Source organism: Ruegeria sp. C9 (assembly GCF_056537585.1).
Genome location: NZ_JBQFRU010000004.1, coordinates 324,742 through 345,694, shown reverse-complemented (window position 1 = coordinate 345,694; position 20,953 = coordinate 324,742). Strand labels below are relative to the sequence as shown.

Annotated in this window: 20 protein-coding genes and 1 tRNA gene; 13 read left to right on the top strand and 8 right to left on the bottom strand. The window is 58.1% G+C overall.

Annotated features, from left to right (window positions below):
- Position 1: 1 nt before the first annotated feature.
- Positions 2-2,242 carry a molybdopterin cofactor-binding domain-containing protein gene (locus tag ACR0NE_RS12850; protein ID WP_170564886.1) on the top strand — a complete coding sequence of 747 codons (2,241 nt, stop codon included), beginning with the start codon at positions 2-4 and terminating at the stop codon, positions 2,240-2,242.
- Between the two features lie 51 nt (positions 2,243-2,293).
- On the opposite strand, the gene ACR0NE_RS12845 is transcribed toward ACR0NE_RS12850, so the two are convergent.
- The 4 genes from ACR0NE_RS12845 to ACR0NE_RS12830 form a co-directional block, all read right to left on the bottom strand.
- On the bottom strand, positions 2,294-3,595 hold the full coding sequence (locus ACR0NE_RS12845) for an autotransporter outer membrane beta-barrel domain-containing protein (protein WP_170597037.1): 1,302 nt from the start codon (positions 3,593-3,595) through the stop codon (positions 2,294-2,296).
- 403 nt (positions 3,596-3,998) lie between these two features.
- On the bottom strand, positions 3,999-4,778 hold the full coding sequence (locus tag ACR0NE_RS12840; protein WP_170597036.1) for a gamma-glutamyl-gamma-aminobutyrate hydrolase family protein: 780 nt from the start codon (positions 4,776-4,778) through the stop codon (positions 3,999-4,001).
- A gap of 134 nt (positions 4,779-4,912) precedes the next feature.
- Positions 4,913-5,338 (bottom strand): heme-binding protein, encoded by a 426-nt coding sequence (locus ACR0NE_RS12835; protein ID WP_170397135.1) that lies wholly within the window; start codon positions 5,336-5,338, stop codon positions 4,913-4,915.
- An 81-nt stretch (positions 5,339-5,419) separates the two neighbouring features.
- Positions 5,420-7,555 carry a malate synthase G gene (locus ACR0NE_RS12830; RefSeq protein ID WP_170597035.1) on the bottom strand — a complete coding sequence of 712 codons (2,136 nt, stop codon included), beginning with the start codon at positions 7,553-7,555 and terminating at the stop codon, positions 5,420-5,422.
- Positions 7,556-7,759: 204 nt separating this feature from the next.
- Between ACR0NE_RS12830 and pepN the strand changes: the two genes are divergently transcribed.
- The 6 genes from pepN (at position 7,760) to ACR0NE_RS12800 (ending at position 15,649) form a co-directional block, all read left to right on the top strand.
- Positions 7,760-10,312, top strand: coding sequence for an aminopeptidase N (pepN, locus tag ACR0NE_RS12825; RefSeq protein ID WP_170597034.1), 2,553 nt, complete (start codon positions 7,760-7,762; stop codon positions 10,310-10,312).
- Positions 10,309-10,737, top strand: a complete 429-nt coding sequence (locus ACR0NE_RS12820; protein ID WP_170597033.1) for a hypothetical protein — start codon at positions 10,309-10,311, stop codon at positions 10,735-10,737. Before pepN ends, ACR0NE_RS12820 begins: the two co-directional genes overlap by 4 nt.
- 126 nt (positions 10,738-10,863) lie before the next feature.
- Positions 10,864-12,123 carry a hypothetical protein gene (locus tag ACR0NE_RS12815; protein ID WP_170404131.1) on the top strand — a complete coding sequence of 420 codons (1,260 nt, stop codon included), beginning with the start codon at positions 10,864-10,866 and terminating at the stop codon, positions 12,121-12,123.
- Positions 12,124-12,200: 77 nt separating this feature from the next.
- On the top strand, positions 12,201-13,712 hold the full coding sequence (gatB, locus tag ACR0NE_RS12810) for an Asp-tRNA(Asn)/Glu-tRNA(Gln) amidotransferase subunit GatB (RefSeq protein WP_170424174.1): 1,512 nt from the start codon (positions 12,201-12,203) through the stop codon (positions 13,710-13,712).
- 153 nt (positions 13,713-13,865) lie between these two features.
- Positions 13,866-15,104, top strand: coding sequence for a peptidase T (gene pepT, locus ACR0NE_RS12805; protein WP_170597032.1), 1,239 nt, complete (start codon positions 13,866-13,868; stop codon positions 15,102-15,104).
- Between the two features lie 98 nt (positions 15,105-15,202).
- A complete protein-coding gene (locus ACR0NE_RS12800; protein ID WP_170424178.1) occupies positions 15,203-15,649 on the top strand; it encodes a DUF4177 domain-containing protein in 447 nt (148 codons plus the stop codon).
- A 272-nt stretch (positions 15,650-15,921) separates the two neighbouring features.
- Here the strand turns inward: ACR0NE_RS12800 and ACR0NE_RS12795 are convergent, their stop codons facing one another.
- Together ACR0NE_RS12795 and ACR0NE_RS12790 are read right to left on the bottom strand one after the other, a co-directional pair.
- Entirely contained in the window at positions 15,922-16,164 is a 243-nt protein-coding gene (locus ACR0NE_RS12795) for a glycine zipper 2TM domain-containing protein (RefSeq protein WP_170397150.1), read from the bottom strand.
- Between the two features lie 364 nt (positions 16,165-16,528).
- Positions 16,529-16,604 (bottom strand) — tRNA-Thr (locus ACR0NE_RS12790).
- Between the two features lie 179 nt (positions 16,605-16,783).
- On the opposite strand from ACR0NE_RS12790, the gene ACR0NE_RS12785 reads away from it, so the two are divergent.
- Positions 16,784-17,659: a hypothetical protein gene (locus ACR0NE_RS12785; RefSeq protein ID WP_170597031.1), complete on the top strand. Its 876-nt coding sequence runs from the start codon at positions 16,784-16,786 to the stop codon at positions 17,657-17,659.
- A gap of 10 nt (positions 17,660-17,669) precedes the next feature.
- Here ACR0NE_RS12785 and ACR0NE_RS12780 read toward each other — a convergent pair whose 3' ends face one another.
- Entirely contained in the window at positions 17,670-17,936 is a 267-nt protein-coding gene (locus tag ACR0NE_RS12780; RefSeq protein WP_170397751.1) for a DUF2312 domain-containing protein, read from the bottom strand.
- Between the two features lie 147 nt (positions 17,937-18,083).
- On the opposite strand from ACR0NE_RS12780, the gene ACR0NE_RS12775 reads away from it, so the two are divergent.
- Positions 18,084-18,302: a hypothetical protein gene (locus ACR0NE_RS12775; RefSeq protein WP_170397154.1), complete on the top strand. Its 219-nt coding sequence runs from the start codon at positions 18,084-18,086 to the stop codon at positions 18,300-18,302.
- 9 nt (positions 18,303-18,311) lie between these two features.
- Here the strand turns inward: ACR0NE_RS12775 and ACR0NE_RS12770 are convergent, their stop codons facing one another.
- Positions 18,312-18,527, bottom strand: a complete 216-nt coding sequence (locus ACR0NE_RS12770) for a hypothetical protein (RefSeq protein WP_170397156.1) — start codon at positions 18,525-18,527, stop codon at positions 18,312-18,314.
- 242 nt (positions 18,528-18,769) lie between these two features.
- Here ACR0NE_RS12770 and ACR0NE_RS12765 point away from each other — a divergent pair, with 242 nt between their 5' ends.
- Genes ACR0NE_RS12765 through ACR0NE_RS12750 form a run of 4 tightly spaced genes read left to right on the top strand, consistent with a single transcriptional unit; the run spans position 18,770 to position 20,950 of the window.
- Positions 18,770-19,633, top strand: a complete 864-nt coding sequence (locus tag ACR0NE_RS12765) for an MBL fold metallo-hydrolase (RefSeq protein WP_170597030.1) — start codon at positions 18,770-18,772, stop codon at positions 19,631-19,633.
- A gap of 19 nt (positions 19,634-19,652) precedes the next feature.
- Entirely contained in the window at positions 19,653-20,081 is a 429-nt protein-coding gene (locus tag ACR0NE_RS12760) for a YeeE/YedE family protein (RefSeq protein WP_170397160.1), read from the top strand.
- Entirely contained in the window at positions 20,081-20,512 is a 432-nt protein-coding gene (locus ACR0NE_RS12755) for a DUF6691 family protein (RefSeq protein WP_170597029.1), read from the top strand. Before ACR0NE_RS12760 ends, ACR0NE_RS12755 begins: the two co-directional genes overlap by 1 nt.
- Positions 20,513-20,521: 9 nt before the next feature.
- On the top strand, positions 20,522-20,950 hold the full coding sequence (locus tag ACR0NE_RS12750) for a TIGR01244 family sulfur transferase (protein WP_170597028.1): 429 nt from the start codon (positions 20,522-20,524) through the stop codon (positions 20,948-20,950).
- The last annotated feature ends 3 nt before the right edge of the window (positions 20,951-20,953 follow it).

Sequence of the window (20,953 nt, the reverse complement as noted above, 5' to 3'; positions counted from 1 at the left end):
CATGGGACGTATCGGTAAAATCGTTCGCCGCACATTCCTGATCGGATCTGCCGCCATCGTAGGTGGAGTGGCCTTCGGTGCCTACTACGTCACGCGTCCAGCTGCGAACCCGCTGAAACCGCGTGACGGGGAAACCGCGCTTAGCCCTTTTGTTCTGATCGACCAGCAGGGCGTGACCCTGTTCGCCCCCCGCGCTGAAATGGGTCAGGGCGTTATGACCACCTGGGCAGCACTGATCGCCGAGGAGCTGGATGTTGAGCTGGACGAAATCCGTGTGCTGCACGGACCTGCTGCTGCCGCCTATTACAACCATGCTCTTATGGGGGAAAGCCTGCCAGGCAAGGGCTATGACATCTCGGATTTCCAGCACAATCTGGGTGAGGCACTGGGTGTTCTGGGCAAAACGTTAAGCCTGCAGGTTACCGGCGGCTCAACCTCGATGAAAGACGGGTTCGAACGGATGCGGATGGCCGGCGCTACTGCGCGAGAAACCTTGAAGCAGGCTGCCGCGGACCAACTGGGGGTCGATCGCGATCAACTCATGACCGAAAATGGTGCTGTGGTTGCCCCGGATGGCACGCGCATTCCCTATAGCGAACTGGCCGAGGCCGCAGGCCAGATCGAACCGCCCGAGGTTTCCCTGCGTGATCCGTCCGAATGGCGTTTGATCGGCAAATCCCTGCCCCGCGTCGACATTCCGGGCAAATCCACCGGCACCGCCACCTTTGGCATCGACGTGCGCCCCGAGGGCCTGAAATTCGCCTCGGTCCGCATGAACCCCAAGCTGGGCGGGGCAATGAACGGCTTTGACGCCAGTGCTGCAGAAACCATGCCCGGCGTTGAAAAGATCGTCGATCTGGGCACGGGCGTCGCGGTGATTGCCAACAACACTTGGCTTGCCATGCAGGCGGTCGAGGCGATTGACGTGGATTGGGGCGATGCCCCCTATCCGCCCGAAAGTGATGCGATATTCGCGCAAATTGCCAAGGCGTTTGATGACGCGCCGAACTCGACAATGCGCGATGATGGCGATGTCGAATCCCTACCCGAAGGTGCAACTGAGATCACGGCCGAATATACTGTGCCCTATCTGGCCCATGCCACGATGGAACCGATGAACGCCACGGCGCTCTATACCAGTAACAAGCTGGACCTGTGGTGCGGCAATCAGGCCCCGACTCTCATCCAAATCCGCGCAGCCAACACCGCCGGTCTGGACACCGAAGCCGTCGAGATTCACACCACCTATCTGGGCGGCGGTTTCGGCCGCCGGGGCGAGTTGGATTTCGGCGAGATCGCCACAAAGGTTGCCATGGCCATTCCAGGCACCCCTGTGCAAACGACGTGGAGCCGCGAAGAGGATATGCGTCACGATTTCTACCGCCCCGGCGCGATGGCGCGCATGCGAGGGGCAGTGAAGGATGGCAAGGCCGTTCTGATCGACGGCAAGGTTGCTTCGCAATCCCCGACCCACCAAGCGGTCGAACGTGTGACGGGTTTCTCTGGCGGCGGCCCCGACAAGGTTCTGGTCGAAGGCTTTTTCAACCAGCCCTACGCGGTGCCGAACTACAGAATGAGTGGTCACGTTGCCGATTTTGCTGTACCGGTTGGTTTCTGGCGCTCGGTCGGCAACAGCCACAATGCCTTCTTCCACGAGACCTTCCTGGATGAAATGGCCCATGCCGCCGCGCGCGACCCGCTGGAGTTCCGGCTGGAGTTGGCGAGGTCCGAGTTCGCCCCGGCTGCGGGGTGCCTGGAGGCCGTGAAAGAGATGTCAGGCTGGACCGGCAAAACCCCCGATGGTGTCGGACGTGGCGTGGCAATGGCCTACAGCTTTGGCACTCCGGTCGCACAGGTGATCGAAGTGGTTGACGATGACGGCACCATCCGCATCAACAAGGCCTGGATCGCCTGCGATGTCGGCTTGGCTTTGGATCCGGCGACGGTCGAGGCGCAGATGATCGGCGGCATGATCTACGGATTGTCTGCCGCCGCTCAAGAAGAAATCACCTTTGCCGATGGCGAGGTCGAACAGTATAATTTCCCGGATTATGATGCGTTACGGATGCAAAGCACACCGATCACGGAAGTCCGGATACTCGAGACCAACAAACATCTGGGCGGTGTCGGTGAACCGGGAACACCGCCGTCGATGCCCGCTTTGGGCAACGCGCTGTTCGACCTGACCGGCCAACGCGCGCGCAGCTTGCCGCTGAACAAGCAGTTCGACTTGCTCGTATGATCAATTTGCGCCGACCCGGTTCTGGGTCGGCGCTCGCTCTTCCTGATGGCCTTAGAAGTTGACAGAAAGAAAGATTGCAGCTTCCGTCGCTTCAAAATCACTTTCGAACATGTCGAGATATCCGATTGAAGCCTCCAGAAACACCGTCTTGCTTGTGCGTCCTCTCACACCCAAACGGGTTGACCAAACAACATCATTGTCAGTGTTTGCAACTGTTCCACCCCCTAAGTTCTCGCGTTCAAACCAATAGGTCGCGCTGAGCGATGCATAAGGTGAAATGACAGAGCTGCCATTGAAGAACGGACGACTTACTTCGACCTCGGGCGTTAGGGCACTGTATTTTGCTTCTTGGATTTCACCAATAAACTCGGCTGGATTTCCCAGATACGTCCCGGTGAGATCGTAATCCTCGGCACTGTAATGATAGTAATCAAACGAGATCGACGGACGAATTAAGTAAGCTCCAGCCTCATATTGTCCGATTGCCTCGAGATTCGCGCGCCAACGGGTGCGATCAAAATCACCGCTCAGCTCCAGCACATCCACATCCGTGGAGAAGCGACCGATCGTGGCGAGACCGTTTAGAACCCACCTCTCAGACATCCGCCAGGCGAAATAGGGTCCGATCGCGAATCCCGAAGTATCCTGAGAAAACTGCCCCTGAAAGCCGTCCAGCTGAGTGTTTTCGTATTCAAGCTGCAAACCAAGCACGAGGTTTTCTTGGACAAGACGGTCGATCCCAATTTCGAAAAAGCTGTCGTTCACATCCAGTTCGCTGTTTCCACGGGTGTCTTCAATGTCTGTGTAGGTGAAATTGGTCCATACATTCCAAACAGATTCTGGCCCAAACTCGCGCCCCTCCGTCAGCGGAGGGCCGACAACCGGATCGCACAAGGCAGGGTCAAGCTTACCCGTCGCATCCGCCACGCAGGCTTGGTCATCGCCCGAAGGTCGCCCACTTACGTAGAGCGGATTAACGGGTCGACCTGTCTCGCCTATGTTGCCAATTCCACCGCCCGACCCTCCGGATCCGCCACCAGAGCCACCACCGGATCCGCCCGAGCCGCCGCCACCGCCGAAGCCACCCCCGGAACCGCCGCCTCCAAAGCCGCCCCCGCCTCCGAATCCGCCACCTGATCCACCCGAGCCGCCGCCCCCAGAGCCACCGCCGGATCCACCCGAGCCGCCTCCGTTTCCTCCCCCGCCGCCACCATTGCCACCACCCCAACCCGGCAGCGTCCAATCTCTTTTTTGGTTTTGCGTATCGATCAGACAGTCGCGCCCATTTGGTGCCCCTCCGCGTTTGAACAGACGATGAACGCCCCCTGATCCATTAGATACGAAGGGAGACAAGCTTAGATGAACTCCAGGCCGAGATCGGCTCCAGGTATCAACGGTCGTGTTGCCCTGTGCAGCTTCCAGACGAAAAGCACCGCTTTCCGTCTGCGATAACCACAATGAGGATGAAGAGTCAGGTGTGCGCCCGATGTAAAGCAGGTCTCCGGCCGAGCTGCATTGTTGCGCATGCCCAGCAGTTCCCAGGACCGCCAAAAAAAGTGCCGCAGGAACGAATTCTCTTAAACCGCGAGGGTACTTTCCTGAAAAGCTGTGCACGAACTGCTCCGAACCCAGTCAGATTTGAATATTGCCAAGGGTATCTCGGCGCAAATTCGCGGTTCAGGGAAGATATCCAATTATCTTTTTATTCGAATGTTGCCGGCAAACCTTAGAACGATCCATCGACAGATTAGCGTGACTAAGCAGACTGTCGGATCGCCCCGACCGTTTTCGCGTTTCTCCAATCGCATACGGCGCGACCAAATTCCTTGAACAATGGCCGCGAGACCGGGTCATTCGCCGCGTCCCATTCAGGGTGCCATTGGACCGAAAGGGTAAAGCCGGGGGCATCCTTGACATAGATCGCCTCGGGCGTGCCATCAGGCGCGTGGCCATCGATCACCACATTCTCGCCCAGCGTCTTGATCCCTTGTCCGTGTAACGTATTGGTCATAACTTCGGCCGCGCCCAGCAGGCGGTGGAACACACCACCTTCGGTTAGCGACACGATATGGCGCAGAGCAAACTTCTCCTCCAAAGTGCCGTCTGGTGGCATCCGGTGGTTCTGACGCCCTGGAAGGTCACGAATCTCAGGGTAGAGCGTACCACCCAAGGCGACGTTTACTTCTTGAAACCCGCGACAAATCCCAAAGAACGGCTGGCCCCGCTCAGCACAAGCCCGGATTAAAGGCAGCGTGATTGCATCCCGCGCGCGGTCAAACTCACCATGCGCCTCGGTCGCGGGCTCGCCATATTCTTCGGGGTGAACGTTCGGACGGCCGCCGGTCAACAGGAAGCCGTCGCAAACCTCGAGCAACTCATCAACCGCAACATAACGCGGGTCGGCGGGGATCAGTAGCGGCAGACAGTCAGACACGTTCGAGACCGCCTCGGAATTCATCGTTCCGCCCGCATGGGTCGGATACTGATCATTCATCAGATAAGAGTTGCCGATTATTCCAACGACGGGGCGCGCCATTCCAAGTCCCTTGTATCGCTCATTTCCTGCAAAACCTATCGGCAGGTTTGGCCGCGCGCAACGGCACAGACCCTGCATGGTAGCGCAAGCGCGTGTTCAGCGACGCACATCCCCGATAAAGTTCGGCAAAGGGGTCAGATCTCGCCCGTCAACCCAGCGGCTTCGATACCTGCCAACGCGGCCGCTGCGTCATTATCCGAAGTGTCGCCGGTTACACCCACGGCACCGATCACCGCGCCCTTGCGGTCACGCAGCAGCACACCGCCAGGAACCGGAACAACCTGACCGCCATAAACCCCGTTCACGGCCGCCATGAAATAGGCCTGCCCTTCGGCCCGCTGCATCTGCGCGGTCCCCGCCATACCTAGCATTACCGATCCGTAAGCCTTGCCATGTGCGATTGCAAAACGCCCCGGCGCGGCGCCATCTTCGCGTTCGAACGAGATCACGTGGCCTCCGGCGTCCAGGACAACAACCGAGAGCGGTTTCAGCTCCATCTCGCGCCCTTTTTCCAGAGCTTTCCGAATGATGGTCCGCGCTTTGCGCAATGAAATGTTCATGCCCGATCCTTTTCATCTGGCCAAAAATACCTTCGGGGGAGCACGAGGGGGCAGACAGCCCCCTCGTTCCTGCCCTTGCCCCTAGCTCAAACTTGCCTTCAGTTCCAGGCGACGGGCGTGCAGCACAGGCTCGGTATAACCCGAGGGCTGCACCCGCCCCCGGAACACCAGATCACAAGCCGCCTGAAACGCCACCCCGTCAAAACCCGGTGCCATGGGCCTGTAGGCCGGGTCTCCTTCGTTCTGACGGTCCACTACCGCGGCCATTTTCTGCATAGCCGCCATCACCTGTTCCTGACTGACCACATCGTGATGCAACCAGTTGGCCAGCGCCTGCGAAGAAATCCGACAGGTTGCGCGGTCCTCCATCAGTCCTATGTCGTTGATATCCGGAACTTTCGAGCAGCCAACACCCTGATCAATCCAGCGCACAACATAACCCAAGATTCCTTGTGCGTTGTTTTCGATCTCACGGGTGATCTCACCAGCGCTGAGATTACGACCGCCCAGCAGAGGTATGGTCAGCAGATCATTCAACGTACCCCGAGCCCCGCCAGCGGCCAATTCATCCTGGCGCGCCAACACATCGATCTTGTGATAGTGGGTTGCATGAAGCGTTGCCGCAGTAGGTGACGGCACCCAGGCGCAGGTTGCACCGGATTGCGGGTGGCCGATCTTGGTCGCCAGCATGTCCGCCATCCGATCGGGCATGGCCCACATACCCTTGCCAATTTGCGCTCTGCCTTTCAGGCCGCAGACCAGTCCGATATCCACATTGCGATCCTCGTAAGACGCAATCCATGGCGTATCCTTGATATCGCCCTTCGGCAGCATCGGGCCTGCTTCCATAGAAGTATGAATCTCATCCCCCGTCCGATCCAGGAATCCGGTATTGATAAAGGCCACGCGCGATTTTGCGGCCCGGATGCATTCCTTGAGGTTTGCCGATGTGCGCCGCTCTTCATCCATAATGCCCAGCTTCACCGTATTGCGCGGCAGGCCCAGGATATCCTCGACCATGTCGAAAATCTCGACCGAAAACGCCACCTCCTCGGGCCCGTGCATCTTGGGTTTGACCACATAGACAGACCCCTTGACCGAGTTCCCGCCCTCACGCTTCAGGTCATGCATGGCGATCAGCGTTGTGCAGAGCGCGTCCATCAAACCTTCACCAATCTCGCGCCCTTCGGCATCCAGCACTGCGGGGTTCGTCATTAGATGGCCCACATTTCGCACCAGCATCAGCGACCGACCTTTCAGAGTGGCTGGCGTGCCATTCGGAGCCATGTAGGCCAAATCCCCAGCAAGCTTGCGCGTGAAGGTTGTGCCGCCTTTCGTAACCTCTTCGGTTAGGTTGCCGGCCATCAAGCCAAGCCAGTTTCCATAGGCCAACACCTTGTCGGTCGCGTCGACACAAGCAACAGAATCCTCGCAATCCATGATGGTCGAAAGCGCGGATTCCAAACGGACATCAGAAATACCTGCAGGATCGGTGGCGCCAATTGTGCTATGCGCATCAATCCTGACTTGAATGTGCAACCCGTTGTTGCGCAGCAATACAAACTCCGGTGCTTCAGCCGCGCCAGCGTAGCCTGCGAACTGAGACGGGTCGGCGAGCTTCGGTATCAGCGCATCGTCCCTAACGCTTAACCCGGAGACCTCCGACCAGGACCCTTCGGATAGCGGCACAGCCTCATCCAGGAACGCCTTCGCCCAGGCGATGACCCGCGCACCGCGCCCGGCGTCATAAGCCTTGCCTGTCGGCAGATCGCCTAACGCATCTGTTCCATAAAGCGCATCATATAAACTGCCCCAGCGCGCATTTGCGGCATTCAACGCAAAGCGCGCGTTGGTGATTGGCACAACCAATTGCGGTCCGGGGATTAGCGCGATTTCAGGGTCGACACTGGCTGTCTCGATCTCGAAATCGTCGCCTTCCTCTACCAGATACCCAATCTCACGCAGAAAAGACTGATATTCAGCCGCGTCAATGGGCAACCCCCGCCGCGCCGCGTGCCAGCCATCGATCCGGCCCTGAATGTCAGCCCGCTTGTCCAGCAGCGCCCGGTTTTTCGGCCCAAGCTCATTGGCCAAGCGCGCCAGACCCGCCCAGAAATCAATTGCCGAAACTTCCGTGCCCGGCAGCGCCTTCTGTTCGATGAAATCCACCAGAACCGGGTCAATCTGCAGCCCGTTGCGGGTCTCTCTGCTGCTCATATTCCGAATCCCCTACGATTGTGTGCCATTGTATGCGCTCCTCAATTAGGGCGTTCGTTTCCGATAGGCAACTTCTGTCCCGACATGAGGGGCATTTGACCCAGCGCGAACCGTCTCAAATGAACAGCGGCAATGGCACATCGGTTGCAGCGTCCGCGCGAAGCCCATAACGTCGCGCCAGATTCCCAGTCGATGAGGCCCCCGATGCGCGACGCCGCCCCCACAACGATTTATCTGAAAGACTACACTCCGTTCGGGTTTCTAGTGGACAGTGTGCATCTGACCTTCGATCTGACCGCACACGCCACTCGCGTCACTTCCCGCATCGCCTTCCGCCCGAACCCCGAAGCGACCGACCGCACTTTTTTTCTGCATGGCGAAGAGCTAAAGCTGATCCGTGCCGCAATTGATGGCGACGTGATCACGCCTGAGGTGACCACCGAAGGCCTTACCGCAACGGTTCCAGACGCGCCTTTCGTGTGGGAGGCCGTGGTCGAGATCGATCCCGGCAACAACACCGCGCTTGAGGGGCTGTATATGTCGAACGGCATGTATTGCACCCAATGCGAGGCCGAAGGGTTTCGCAAGATCACCTATTACCCCGACCGCCCGGATGTGATGTCTACCTTTACGGTGCGCATCAATGGCGACCTTCCCGTGCTGCTATCGAACGGCAACCCTTCGGGCAAAGGCGAGGGCTGGGCTGAATGGGTCGATCCATGGCCAAAACCCGCCTATCTGTTCGCGCTGGTCGCCGGAGAGCTGATCGCCCATCCCGGCCAGTTCACCACCAAATCCGGTCGCGACGTCGAACTAAATCTCTGGGTCCGCCCCGGCGATGAAGGCAAATGCGCCTTTGGCATGGAAGCCCTTAAAAAGTCGATGAAATGGGATGAGGACGTCTATGGCCGTGAATACGATCTGGACGTGTTCAACATTGTGGCCGTCGACGATTTCAACATGGGCGCGATGGAGAACAAGGGGCTGAACATCTTCAACTCCTCAGCCGTTCTGGCCAGCCCTGAAACCTCGACCGATATGAATTTCGAACGGATCGAGGCGATCATCGCACATGAGTATTTCCACAACTGGACCGGCAACCGCATCACCTGCCGCGACTGGTTCCAACTGTGCCTGAAGGAGGGGCTGACTGTGTTCCGCGACGCGCAGTTCACTTCGGATATGCGCTCGGCCCCTGTAAAACGTATCCACGATGCCATCGACCTGCGCGCGCGGCAATTCCCCGAAGATAACGGGCCGCTCTCGCACCCGGTCCGACCCGAAAGCTTTCAGGAAATCAACAACTTCTACACCTCAACCGTCTATGAAAAAGGCGCCGAGGTGATCGGGATGCTGAAACGGCTGGTCGGGGATGAGGCCTACAGCAAAGCACTGGACCTGTACTTCGATCGCCACGACGGGCAGGCCTGCACGATCGAAGATTGGCTGAAAGTATTCGAAGACACTACAGGCCGCGACCTGACCCAGTTCAAACGTTGGTACAGCCAATCCGGTACCCCCCGTGTCTCAGTTGCCGACGATTGGACCGATGGCACCTATACCCTGACGCTGCGCCAACGGACCGAGCCGACGCCGGGGCAAGAAGACAAGCAACCTCAGGTCATCCCTATCGCTGTGGGTCTGCTTGGCCCGAACGGGGACGAGATACGTGCGACCGAAGTGCTGGAACTGACCGAAGCCGAGCAGAGTTTTACCTTTACCGGTCTCGCGGCCAAACCTGTGCCCTCGATCCTGCGCGATTTCTCGGCCCCTGTGATCCTTGAACATGAGATCAGCAATGCCGAACGCGCCTTCCTTCTGGCTCATGACACCGACCCGTTCAACCGCTGGCAGGCAGGGCGGTCGCTAGCCGAGGACACCCTGCTGCGCATGATCACCGATGAGGCAACGCCTGATACCGACTACCTTGACGGCTTGCTGGCAGTGCTACGGAATGAGGCGCTGGACCCGGCCTACAGGGCACTGATGCTGGGTCTGCCGACGCAATCGGAACTGGCCGCAACACTATTTGACAAGGGCATCACCCCTGACCCGATGGCGATCTGGCGAGCGGTTGAGACTTTGCGTCAAGCCACGGCGCAACACGTCCAAGACCTGCTCCCTCGTCTGAACAGTGAAACGCTGGTGGACGCGGCTTATCAGCCGGACGCTGAACAATCAGGCAAACGCGCCTTGGGCAGCGCGGCGCTTGCGCTGACCTCGAGACTGGATGGAGGTGCCAAGGCCGCAGAGCAATATGCACGTGCTGACAACATGACCCTGCAGTTGGCCGCGTTGTCTTATCTGCTACGCGCGGGCAAAGGCGAACGTGAGCTGGCCGCCTTCTATGATCAATGGCAGCATGACCGGCTGGTCATGGACAAGTGGTTCGCCATGCAGGTCTTGATGACCGGACCGGAAAAATCGGTTGAGACCGCGCACAGGTTGACCGAGCATGCTGATTTTAATTGGAAAAACCCAAATCGTTTCCGCGCCTTGATGGGATCCCTGGCAGGCAACCACGCAGGCTTCCACCAAGCGAACGGAGCAGGTTACGCGCTGCTGGCAGACTGGTTGATCCGACTTGATCCAGTAAACCCGCAGACCACCGCCAGGATGTGCAGCGTGTTCCAAACTTGGAAACGCTATGACGCCGACCGTCAGGCCTTAATACTTGCACAACTGAATCGCATTGCCGACACGCCGAACCTGTCCCGGGACACGACCGAAATGGTCACGCGCATCTTGAGCGCATGACCGCGTTTACTTTCACTCGACAGAACCGAAATCAGCGAACGGTTCTGATCCTGATCGGCGTTTACGCGATGTTGATCGCTTTGATGATCCTGCTGAACGCGGTCTGGTGGCTGATGGCGCTTCTGGCCCTGACTACCCTGCCCGCGCTGTGGGATGTCATCAAGGACACCAGCGCAGGTATGGAGCTGACCGATGAAACCCTGCGTTGGCACACCGGCCAACGTCAGGGACAACTCAAGCTGTCCGAGGTGGATCGATTCCGGTTTGACACGCGGTGGGATTTCTCAGTGCGCGTCTCAGCGGTTCTGAAATCCGACAAACGCGTGCGGTTACCCGATGAATCACTGCCACCACACAAGCAATTCGAAATGGTCCTGAATCAGACGGGATTCGCGGTCGAACGACATCATTTTAGAGTTTTCTGAAACGATTCATGGAATCTGGGCCACATTGGCACCTGAATCGCGGGTTCTCCGCGACGCAGTCTTGATTTGAGCAGATTTTTTGGCAAACTGGACGGGTTACAAGTTTGTTCCAGTTCGAGTTTTGCCATGTTTTGGTCTTTGAAGGCTTTTGCCGCCCGTATTGTCGGTTCTTCTGATCCCACCCCTACACCTCTGCCTGCGTCCGTCGCCGATGCTACTGCATGGCTTGTCGCCTCGGGGCAGTTGAACATCCCAATCGCAGAATCAGATGAAAATGATGCGATCGGGCATCAGGTGATCGAACGTGGCCGCCATCTGGCGCGGCAGGATATGTGGGCAGAACTGTCGCTGGAGATGCGCGCTGCAGATGAGGGGCGCAAGGCTACCCCTTGCGGGCAGCCGATCTCCGAGCTGTTGGCCTTTGGGGCCCGGTCCGATGTGGTTTTGGCGGCCGAGCACGCGCTGTCGGACGGCAAAGCACTGTCAGACTATGATCTGCTGGGCGGAATCTCGGAATTGGAAGGCGAGATTCAGAACCATCCCGATGATCCGATGATCACGCTTGTGGTTGCCTTGGCCCATATCGATTTGGCGTGGGCCTGGCGCGGGACGGCGCACCCGGACACGCTGCCGGCGCTGCACCAATCCCGTTGTGCCGCGCATTTCGACCGGGCTGCTGCGCTGCTTCCGAAATGCCGCGCTGCGCTGCCCGACAGTCCGGCGATTGCTGCAGCGGATTGCGCCTTGCTGGCAGGACACATTGATCCGCGCACCCGCGTTGCTGATAAATACGAGGCCCTGATCACGCTGGATCCCCAGAACCATCGCCACATGCGTGCGATGGGCAGCCACCTGCTGCCACGCTGGTTCGGCAGCTATGAACAGCTTGAGGTGCAAGCCTTGCGAAACGCCGCACGGACCCAGAAAAACTGGGGTGCGGGTGGGTATACCTGGGTGCAATTCGACGCCATCGCGCTGGATGACGAGGCCTGCGCGCGGGTAGATGTCGAATACTTCCTTGAAGGTTTGCGCGATATCGTTGCACGTCGTCCGGATCAGCAGACAATCAACCTGCTGGCGGCCTATTGCTCGGTCACATTGCAGAACAGAATGGGCCAGAACCCGCGCGCCGATATCGCCCGCAAACAGATTTGCGAGGCCGCAAACTGGCTGATCCGCGATCACATGACCGAACTGCACCCGCTGATCTGGGCCCACGCGGCGAACGGGTTCAATAACAGCCTTCGCGTCAACTCGGCCGAGCGTTTTGCCGCCCGTGGTCGCCGCGATGCGCTGAAGGCAATCGCCAATCTGTTGCGGGATGAGTTGCGCAGTGGGCAGAGTGTGACCTTTACACCGTCAGGGCTGCAGTTCTCGGGGAACTAAAGCGCCATTGCCCCTTGCCCCTTTGGCGCGCCGGGCCTAATACGCAGGCTTAGACTTCTGCGGAAATGAGGCGCGCCATGCTCGACCTGACATACGAAATGCCCAAACCCAAAACCATTGCCGGGGCCAAGCACGATTGGGAACTGGTGATCGGGATGGAGGTGCACGCTCAGGTCTCGTCCAACGCCAAACTATTCTCGGGCGCGTCGACCCAATTCGGGGCCGAGCCGAATTCGAACGTCGCATTCGTGGACGCCGCAATGCCGGGGATGCTGCCGGTGATCAACGAGTATTGCGTTGAACAGGCCGTGCGCACCGGGCTGGGTCTGAAAGCGGATATCAACCTGAAATCGGCCTTTGACCGCAAGAACTATTTCTATCCCGACCTGCCGCAAGGATACCAGATTTCCCAGCTTTATCAGCCTATTGTAGGTGAAGGAGAAGTTCTGGTCGAGATGGGCGACGGTACCGCGCGCATGGTCCGCATCGAACGCATCCACATGGAGCAAGACGCGGGCAAATCGATCCACGACATGGACCCGCATATGTCCTTTGTCGACCTGAACCGGACCGGCGTCTGCCTGATGGAGATCGTTTCGCGCCCCGATATTCGTGGACCAGAAGAGGCCGCGGCATATATCGCCAAGCTGCGTCAGATCATGCGTTACTTAGGCACCTGCGACGGCAACATGCAGAACGGCAACCTACGGGCGGACGTAAACGTTTCGATCTGTTTGCCGGGTGCTTACGAGAAGTATCAGGAAACACAGGACTTTTCGCACCTGGGCACGCGCTGCGAGATCAAGAACATGAACTCAATGCGCTTTATCCAGCAGGCGATTGAGGTCGAAGCCCGCCGTCAGATCGCAATCGTCGAAGCGGGTGGCGAGATTGATCAGGAAACCCGTCTGTATGACCCGGACAAGGGTGAGACACGCTCGATGAGATCTAAAGAAGAGGCGCATGACTATCGCTACTTCCCTGACCCCGATCTGTTGCCGCTGGAGATCGAACAGGCATGGGTGGATGACATCGCCGCCAATCTGCCCGAGCTGCCAGACGATAAAAAAGCTCGTTTTATCAGTGCGTTCGGCCTGACCGACTATGACGCATCGGTGCTGACCGCCGAGGTGGAATCAGCGGCTTATTTCGAAGAGGTCGCCAAGGGGCGCAGCGGCAAGCTGGCCGCGAACTGGGTCATCAACGAACTGTTTGGTCGCCTGAAAAAAGAAGACCACGACATCACCGAGTCTCCGGTGTCTCCGGCTCAGTTGGCGGGTATCATTGATCTGATTTCGTCGGATGCCATCTCAGGCAAGATCGCCAAGGATCTGTTTGAAATCGTCTATACCGAAGGCGGTGACCCGGCGCAGATCGTTGAAGACCGCGGCATGAAACAGGTGACAGATACCGGCGCGATCGAGGCCGCTTTGGACGAGATCATCTCGGCCAATCCGGCACAGGTTGAGAAGGCCAAGGTGAACCCGAAACTGGCCGGATGGTTCGTCGGTCAGGTGATGAAGGCCACCGGCGGCAAGGCCAACCCGAAGGCCGTTAACGAACTGGTCAGCAAAAAGCTGGGTTCGTAAATCTTCCGAGTTGTACAAACCCCGGACAGGGGTTTGTTCGACCTGTACATAACGAAAACTTAATTTCAGAGCGCTCAAATCGGGCAAGCCATCGGCTTGACTCCCTGCCCGAATGCGCATTCTCATCTCGCCAAGTCAGAGAGGTGAGCATCAATGAAAAATCGTTTCGATCAGGAACTGGAAACCCGGCTGGTGCGCTATGCCGCCATCGACAGCCAGAGCGATGAGACCTCGCCATCGACCCCCAGCACCGAAATCCAGTTCGACATGCTGAACCTGCTGAAGGAAGAGCTTACCGAAATCGGTGCGCAGGATGTTGAGATGACTGGTGACAGCGTCGTGGTGGCAACCATCCCCGGTACGGCCGAAGGACCGACCATCGGGTTTCTGGCGCATGTCGACACCGCGCCTCAGTTCAACGCAACCGGGGTCAAGCCTCGGGTGATCAAGGGGTATAATGGCGGCGAGATTACATTCCCCGATGACCCCGATCTGGTGCTTTCGCCCGAAGAACACCCCTATCTGGCCGAGAAGATCGGGCATGACCTGATCACCGCTTCAGGCACCACGCTACTGGGGGCTGATGACAAGGCGGGTGTTTCGATCCTGATGACGATGGCGCGACACCTGCTTGAGAACAAGGACGTGCTGCACGGTCCGATTCGCATCGCCTTTACCCCGGATGAAGAGATCGGACGCGGTGTTACCGAACAGCTGCCCAAAGATCTGGGCGCGGATTTCGCCTATACGCTGGACGGGCAGGAACTGGGTGAGATCGAATACGAAAGCTTCTCGGCCGACCGAGCGGTGATTAAGATCACCGGCGTGTCGATCCACCCGGGACTGGCCAAAGACAAAATGGTAAACGCGGCGCATCTGGCTGCAAAGATTGTGCAGACCCTACCTCAGGCAACGATGACGCCCGAGGTGACGGATGGGCGCCAGGGGTTCATCCATGTCACCGATATGAACGGCGGCTCGTCCGAGATGGAGATAAAACTGATCCTGCGCGATTTCGAGATGGATGCGCTGGAAGCCCAGCGCGAGATCGTCCGACAAGTCTGCGCCGCCGTACAGGCCACCGAGCCGCGTGCGACCATCACCTGCGACATCTCCCATCAGTATCGCAATATGCGCTATTGGCTGGAAAAAGACATGACGCCCGTCGATCTGGCGCGTGAAGCCTGCCGTGAACAAGGGATCGAGCCCGTTTCGGTGCCGATCCGGGGTGGCACCGACGGCTCGCGCCTGACCGAGTTTGGCACACCTACGCCCAATATCTTCACGGGAATGCAATGCATACACGGCCCGTTGGAATGGATTTCGGTGCAGGACATGGCGGTCGCGACAGAAACCTGCTTGTCACTCGTAGGCAAAGCAGCGCGGAGCTAAGGCCACAGTGCGGGCCGAAATTCGCCAATGCGCGATCTTGGCTTTCGCCCGCCCGTCAAAATGTTAATTTGCCCCGACACGGCAATCAGGACCAGTTGATGCAGCGCTACGAATACAAAGTTGTCCCCGCTCCGCAAAAGGGCACCAAGGCGAAGGGCGTGAAAACGCCCGAGGGCCGGTTTGCCACCTCGATCGAGCAACTGCTGAACCAGATGGGACAGGATGGCTGGGAGTATCAGCGCGCCGAATTGCTGCCCAGCGAAGAACGTTCGGGGCTGACCGGGTCAACCACCAACTGGCGCAACGTGTTGGTTTTCCGCCGGGCTCTGGCGTTGGAAAAACCTGAGCAGTCCGAACCCGTCGAAGAGGACACCGCCCCAACCGCGCGCGCAGTCCCGGGACCCGAAGAGGTTTTGGCCAAAACTCCTGCCGCCCCTGCCCCAATCTCGGAAGAGCCCGAAGACCCGCCCTTGTCTTTGAAACCTTCGGACGAAGTGGCGGATGACGAAGTGCGCCCCGAGCAAGCACGCCCAGCCGAGCCGTGATTGGATAACAATCAATCGAAGGATACCGCGTGAAGGGGCAAGGCCCTTATACCCTGCCCCATAACGGTTATGCTTTGTCAGTTCCGACCCGCGAACCCCATCGGCGAGAAACGACGCAGTAAGGGGATTGCTGCTGAGCCAGTTGACCTTGAATTTGGCACATCCAGAAAGCTAGGCGCGCAACCGCCAGACAGGGCAACTGCATGACCTGCGAAACCAATATTTGCGGAGCCAGAAACGAGCGTGGGGTAAGAGGGTTTATTGCAAGGTTGTCAATTGCAAGCTGATTGCCCTGCATACATCCCAGCGCCTGCACCTGCTGCAGTCGCGAGTGTCTTGCCTGTACCGCCTCCGAACCGATTTCCAACCACTCCCCCAAGGGCAGCGCCACCAAGGATTCCCGCAGCGCAGCGAGCGTCTTGCTGTACCTGCGCTTGAGTTGGCGTCGTCGGAGCCCCGCAAGCAGCCAAGAGCAGTGAGGTCGCAAGCGCACAGGTTGTCAGTGCTTTGTTCATCTCGATTGCCTCTCAAATACCAAATAGTTATCTGAGTAAGTGGCTCTGGCGCGTCTAGCGTACAAGATATCAGCGTCTGTTTGATTCGAGATTAATCAAAACTTAATAAAGAAGACTAACGGTCGAGCGCTTAATGCGATATTTGCTGGTTTCCGATGGTTGCGGGTGCCGGGTTCCTGGTAAACCGCGACATTGGACGGCCGTGTTTTAATTGTAGAAAACGGGCGATGAGCGCGGAGCATCACAGTAAGATTTGACGCACAATAAAGCGCGACTACTGAATCTTCTGTTCCCCTATATTTGCCCCCAAGACCACATAGGTCGCGAGCCAGATCGAGCAAATACACATAGATTTCTGAAGAGATGGTGCCCCCACACGGACTCGAACCGCGGACCTACTGATTACAAATCAGTTGCTCTACCAGCTGAGCTATAGGGGCACTGGGTGTCGATTAATATCTCGGAACAGCGACTGCAAGCCCGAAATTTCGGGTCATCTTAACTTTGTGCTGGTTTGCCTTAGGATAACAGTAATATCAGGCCTCATCCGAATTTGACTGCACCGGGGACAGGTTGTAACCCAAGCGGCGATCCCGACCGAGGTGAGGACAATTCCGATATGCAGATGGTCATCCAAGCCGGAGCGCACTTTACCGACCATGATCACCTGCTCAATCTGCTGCAGGCGAATGCGGATCTGGTTGCGGGAAATCATACTGCCTTCTGGGGGCTTCGTCCGTTCAGAAAGATCTTTCGACCTGCGCTGAAACCCTTTGCCGACCGGCCATCACATCAGGATACACTGGCGCGATTTCATAAACTGTTCCCCAATGGGCAGCAGGTTGACCGGGCGATCTTGTCGAGCGCGCTTTACCTGGGGGAACGGCCTTCCATCATCATGGATGGGCAATTTTACGCGAATGCCGGTCAAAGGTTGGCCTATCTGGATAATCTCTTCAGCGATTCGACGGTTGAGCTATTCGTGGGGCTACGTAATCCCGGCAGCTTTATTCCCAAGGTGCTGATGCTGCTGTCGGCGCCTGAGCGCGAGCATATCATTGCCACCACCGATCTGAGTTGCCTGAGTTGGCTCGCCATGATCGAAGACATTCGCGACCTAGCGCCAGATGTCAAAATCACTTTGTGGAGCAACGAGGATTCGCCGCTGATCTGCGGCGACATCGCGCGCGCGCTAGTGGGGCTACCCGAGGACACGCCGCTGGAACAGGAATACGCGCTGCTGTCCTCACTTGTCTCAGACATGGGCAAACAGGAGATTCAGAGCTTGTTAGAGCATCAAGCGGCCCCCAATGATCCCGTGCTCAGGGGCAGGCTGGCGCAGGTGTTTCAGCAGCATGCGCTGACGGATGAAATCGAAGAAGAGGTGGAGCTGCCTGGCTGGAACGAAGATATCGTTACCGCCTTTACCGAGCTTTATGAGCAGGATCTGGCACGGCTGCAGACCATGCCAGATATACGTTTTCTGAACCCGTAACCGGCTGGCGCTACATGCCCAGCGCTTCCTTGTACATTTCCAGCACCGCCTCTTCCTCGGCGATGTCGTCCTTGTCGCGCTTGCGCAGGGCGACGACCTTGCGCATGACCTTGGTGTCGTAGCCGCGGGCCTTGGCCTCGGCCATGACCTCTTTCTGCTGGTCGGCGATGTCTTTCTTTTCGGCCTCAAGACGCTCGAACCGTTCGACGAACTGGCGCAGCTCGCCTGCGGTCACTCGGTAGTTGGCTGCGGCCTGATCTTCGGTGATGTCTTCCATCTGCGTCTCTCCCAAGGGCTGAAAATAAGGTGCCGGATACATCGGCACCGACCCGACCGCAAGCGTGCATTCTGCACGGCGGGCTTGTCTGACCTGCGCCGATCCGATAAGCGCGGTCACGGATACAAAGGGTGAGCGTAAACAACCATGTTCGACATTATCGTCTGGGGCGGGGCCGCCCTGTCTGTGGCCGGGCTGGTCGGTCTGGTCTGGTGCATCCTGCAAGTGATGAAAGCGCGCAAAGCCAACCTGACGGATGACGAGTTGCGCGCTGCAGTTCAGGGTGTTCTGCCTTGGAATCTGGCGTCGCTTTTCCTGTCGGTACTTGGGCTGATGATGGTTATCCTGGGCATTTCGCTGGGATAACCAGATCGATCAGATCGGCATATTGTCGAACCGCGCTTCAAGCACGTCTTCGCATAGCGCAGCATCCAGCCGACGCAAGCGCGATGGGATATGAACCCCCTGCGCGCGCATTTTATCCAGAACCATGCTGACATGTGGCTGAAGCTCTAGCCGGGTCTCAAGACACGCACCATTCAGCTTTTGTTCAAGCCGTTCCGCTTCGGTAAAAAGATCCTGAGCAGTCATTTCCTTCCTCCCATATGGTGCCAATGTGCCTGATATAGGTAACGAGTTTAAGACGAGCACGAGACCGGAACAAAACATCGCGAATTCTTGCCTAGTCAGGCAAAAAACCGTCAATATGTCCGTGGTCGCCTAAAGCATACGCTCAAATTGCGGAGATTGCTTTGACAGACATCAACTCGTGATTAGGGGCTTTAAACATATTCCACTATTGTTATATGTATACAAGCTGAACGGAGGAACCCATGACGCCCAGTGTGAAAGCTTTTTTCGACCCGCAGACCTTCACCGTCTCTTACGTTGTGCAGGAACCTCAGGGGCAGGCCTGCGCCATCATCGACAGTGTATTGGATTTCGATCACGCCTCGGGGCGGACCGACACCAGCTCGGCCGACCAGATTGTCGACTATGTGACGGCACAGGGACTGAAGGTGGAATGGATTCTGGAAAGCCATGTCCATGCCGACCACCTGTCAGCAGCCCCTTACCTACAGGAAAAGCTGGGTGGTCAGATCGGGATTGGCGAGAATATCGTGGTCGTTCAGGACACGTTCGGCAAGGTCTTCAACGAAGGCACCGAGTTTCAGCGTGATGGCAGCCAGTTCGATGCACTGTTTGCCGAAGGGTCCAGCTTTCACATCGGCCAGATGCGCGGGGACGTTTTGCACACGCCAGGCCATACGCCCGCCTGCATGACCTATGTGATCGGCGATGCGGCCTTTGTGGGCGATACGCTGTTCATGCCGGATTTCGGAACTGCCCGATGCGATTTTCCCGGCGGGTCATCGGCGGACCTGTATGACTCGATCCAGAAAATCCTGTCTCTGCCCGACGAGACGCGGATTTTTGTAGGCCATGATTACAAAGCGCCTGGTCGCGATGAATACGCGTGGGAGACCACGGTTGGCGAACAGAGGGCGCTGAACGTTCATATCGGTCAGGGCCGCAGCGTCGAAGAATTTGTCGAGATGCGCGATGCGCGGGATGCGACCCTGGCGATGCCGCGCCTGATTTTGCCCTCGCTGCAGGTCAATATGCGGGCCGGTCAGATGCCACCAGCGGATGAGCAGGGCGACGTTTTCATGAAAATCCCAGTCAATAAGCTTTGATACGAGGGCAGACGAGACAATGAATATCGAATGGATTTCGGGTCTGGCTGGTGGTCTGCTGATCGGGCTGGGTGCCAGCGTTTATCTGCTGTGTAATGGTCGGATCATGGGGGCGAGCGGCATATTGGGCGGGCTGCTGGAACGCAGCGACCGGAGCGTAATGACTGAACGCCTGGCTTTCGTCGCGGGCTTGATCGGGATGCCCTTATTGCTGCGCCCATTGATTGCGCCGCAGGCCGAGACCCATTTGACCCCGGATCTGGCGATCGTGATCCTTGCTGGGCTGCTGGTGGGGGCTGGAACACGGATCGCCAATGGCTGCACGTCGGGTCACGGCGTTTGTGGGATTTCTCGCTTCTCGTTGCGCGGGATCGTCGCAACGGTGTTCTACATTCTTGCAGGTGGCCTGACGGTTGCGCTGTTTCGCCATGCTTTGGGGGTGATCTAATGCGCGCAGTGTTTGCTTTTCTCGCCGGATCGCTGTTCGGCTTCGGGCTTTTGATCTCAGGCATGACCGACACCACCAAGGTGCAGGGGTGGCTGGATGTGTTCGGCAATTGGGACCCGACGCTCGCCTTTGTCATGGGCGGGGCGATCCTGCCGATGCTGGTGGCGTGGCGATTGACACGGAACAGGGTCCCTTTTGTGGGCGGACAGTTCCCCGCCCCGCCCCGTGTTGAACTGGATCGCCGTCTGATCGTCGGGTCGGTCCTGTTCGGCGTCGGTTGGGGATTGGCGGGATTGTGCCCGGGCCCGGCGATGGCCTCACTTGGATATGGGGGCGTTGGCGGGATTGTGTTCCTGATTGCGATGATCGCGGGCATGTTTGCGGCACCAAAGCTGGGTGCGCAACTGGACAGGATCGCCGACGCAGCCTAAGCAATTGCCATGGAGATTCGACCGATAACCCCCCGCTACGCCGTCTCACCTCAGATCTCGGTGGAGGACGTGCCAGCCATTGCCGAGGCCGGTTTCGTCAAGGTGATCTGCAACCGTCCCAATACCGAAGTTCCGCCGGATCAGCAGTCAGACGCCATCGGTCAAGCCGTTCGCGAGGCCGGGATGGAATATGAGGTTCTGGAGTTGACACACCAGACGATGACACCGGAAAACGTGGCGCTGCAACGCGATCTGGTCGAAAGCTGCAGCGGGCCGGTTCTGGCCTATTGCGCCTCTGGCACACGATGTTCGGTGGTCTGGGCGCTGGGACAGTGCGATCGGCTAAGCACGGATGAAATCCTCGATGCGACCGGAAAAGCGGGCTATGCGCTCGACGGGTTACGCCCGGCATTGGAACAGCTGCGAGGGCGCGGATAAGCC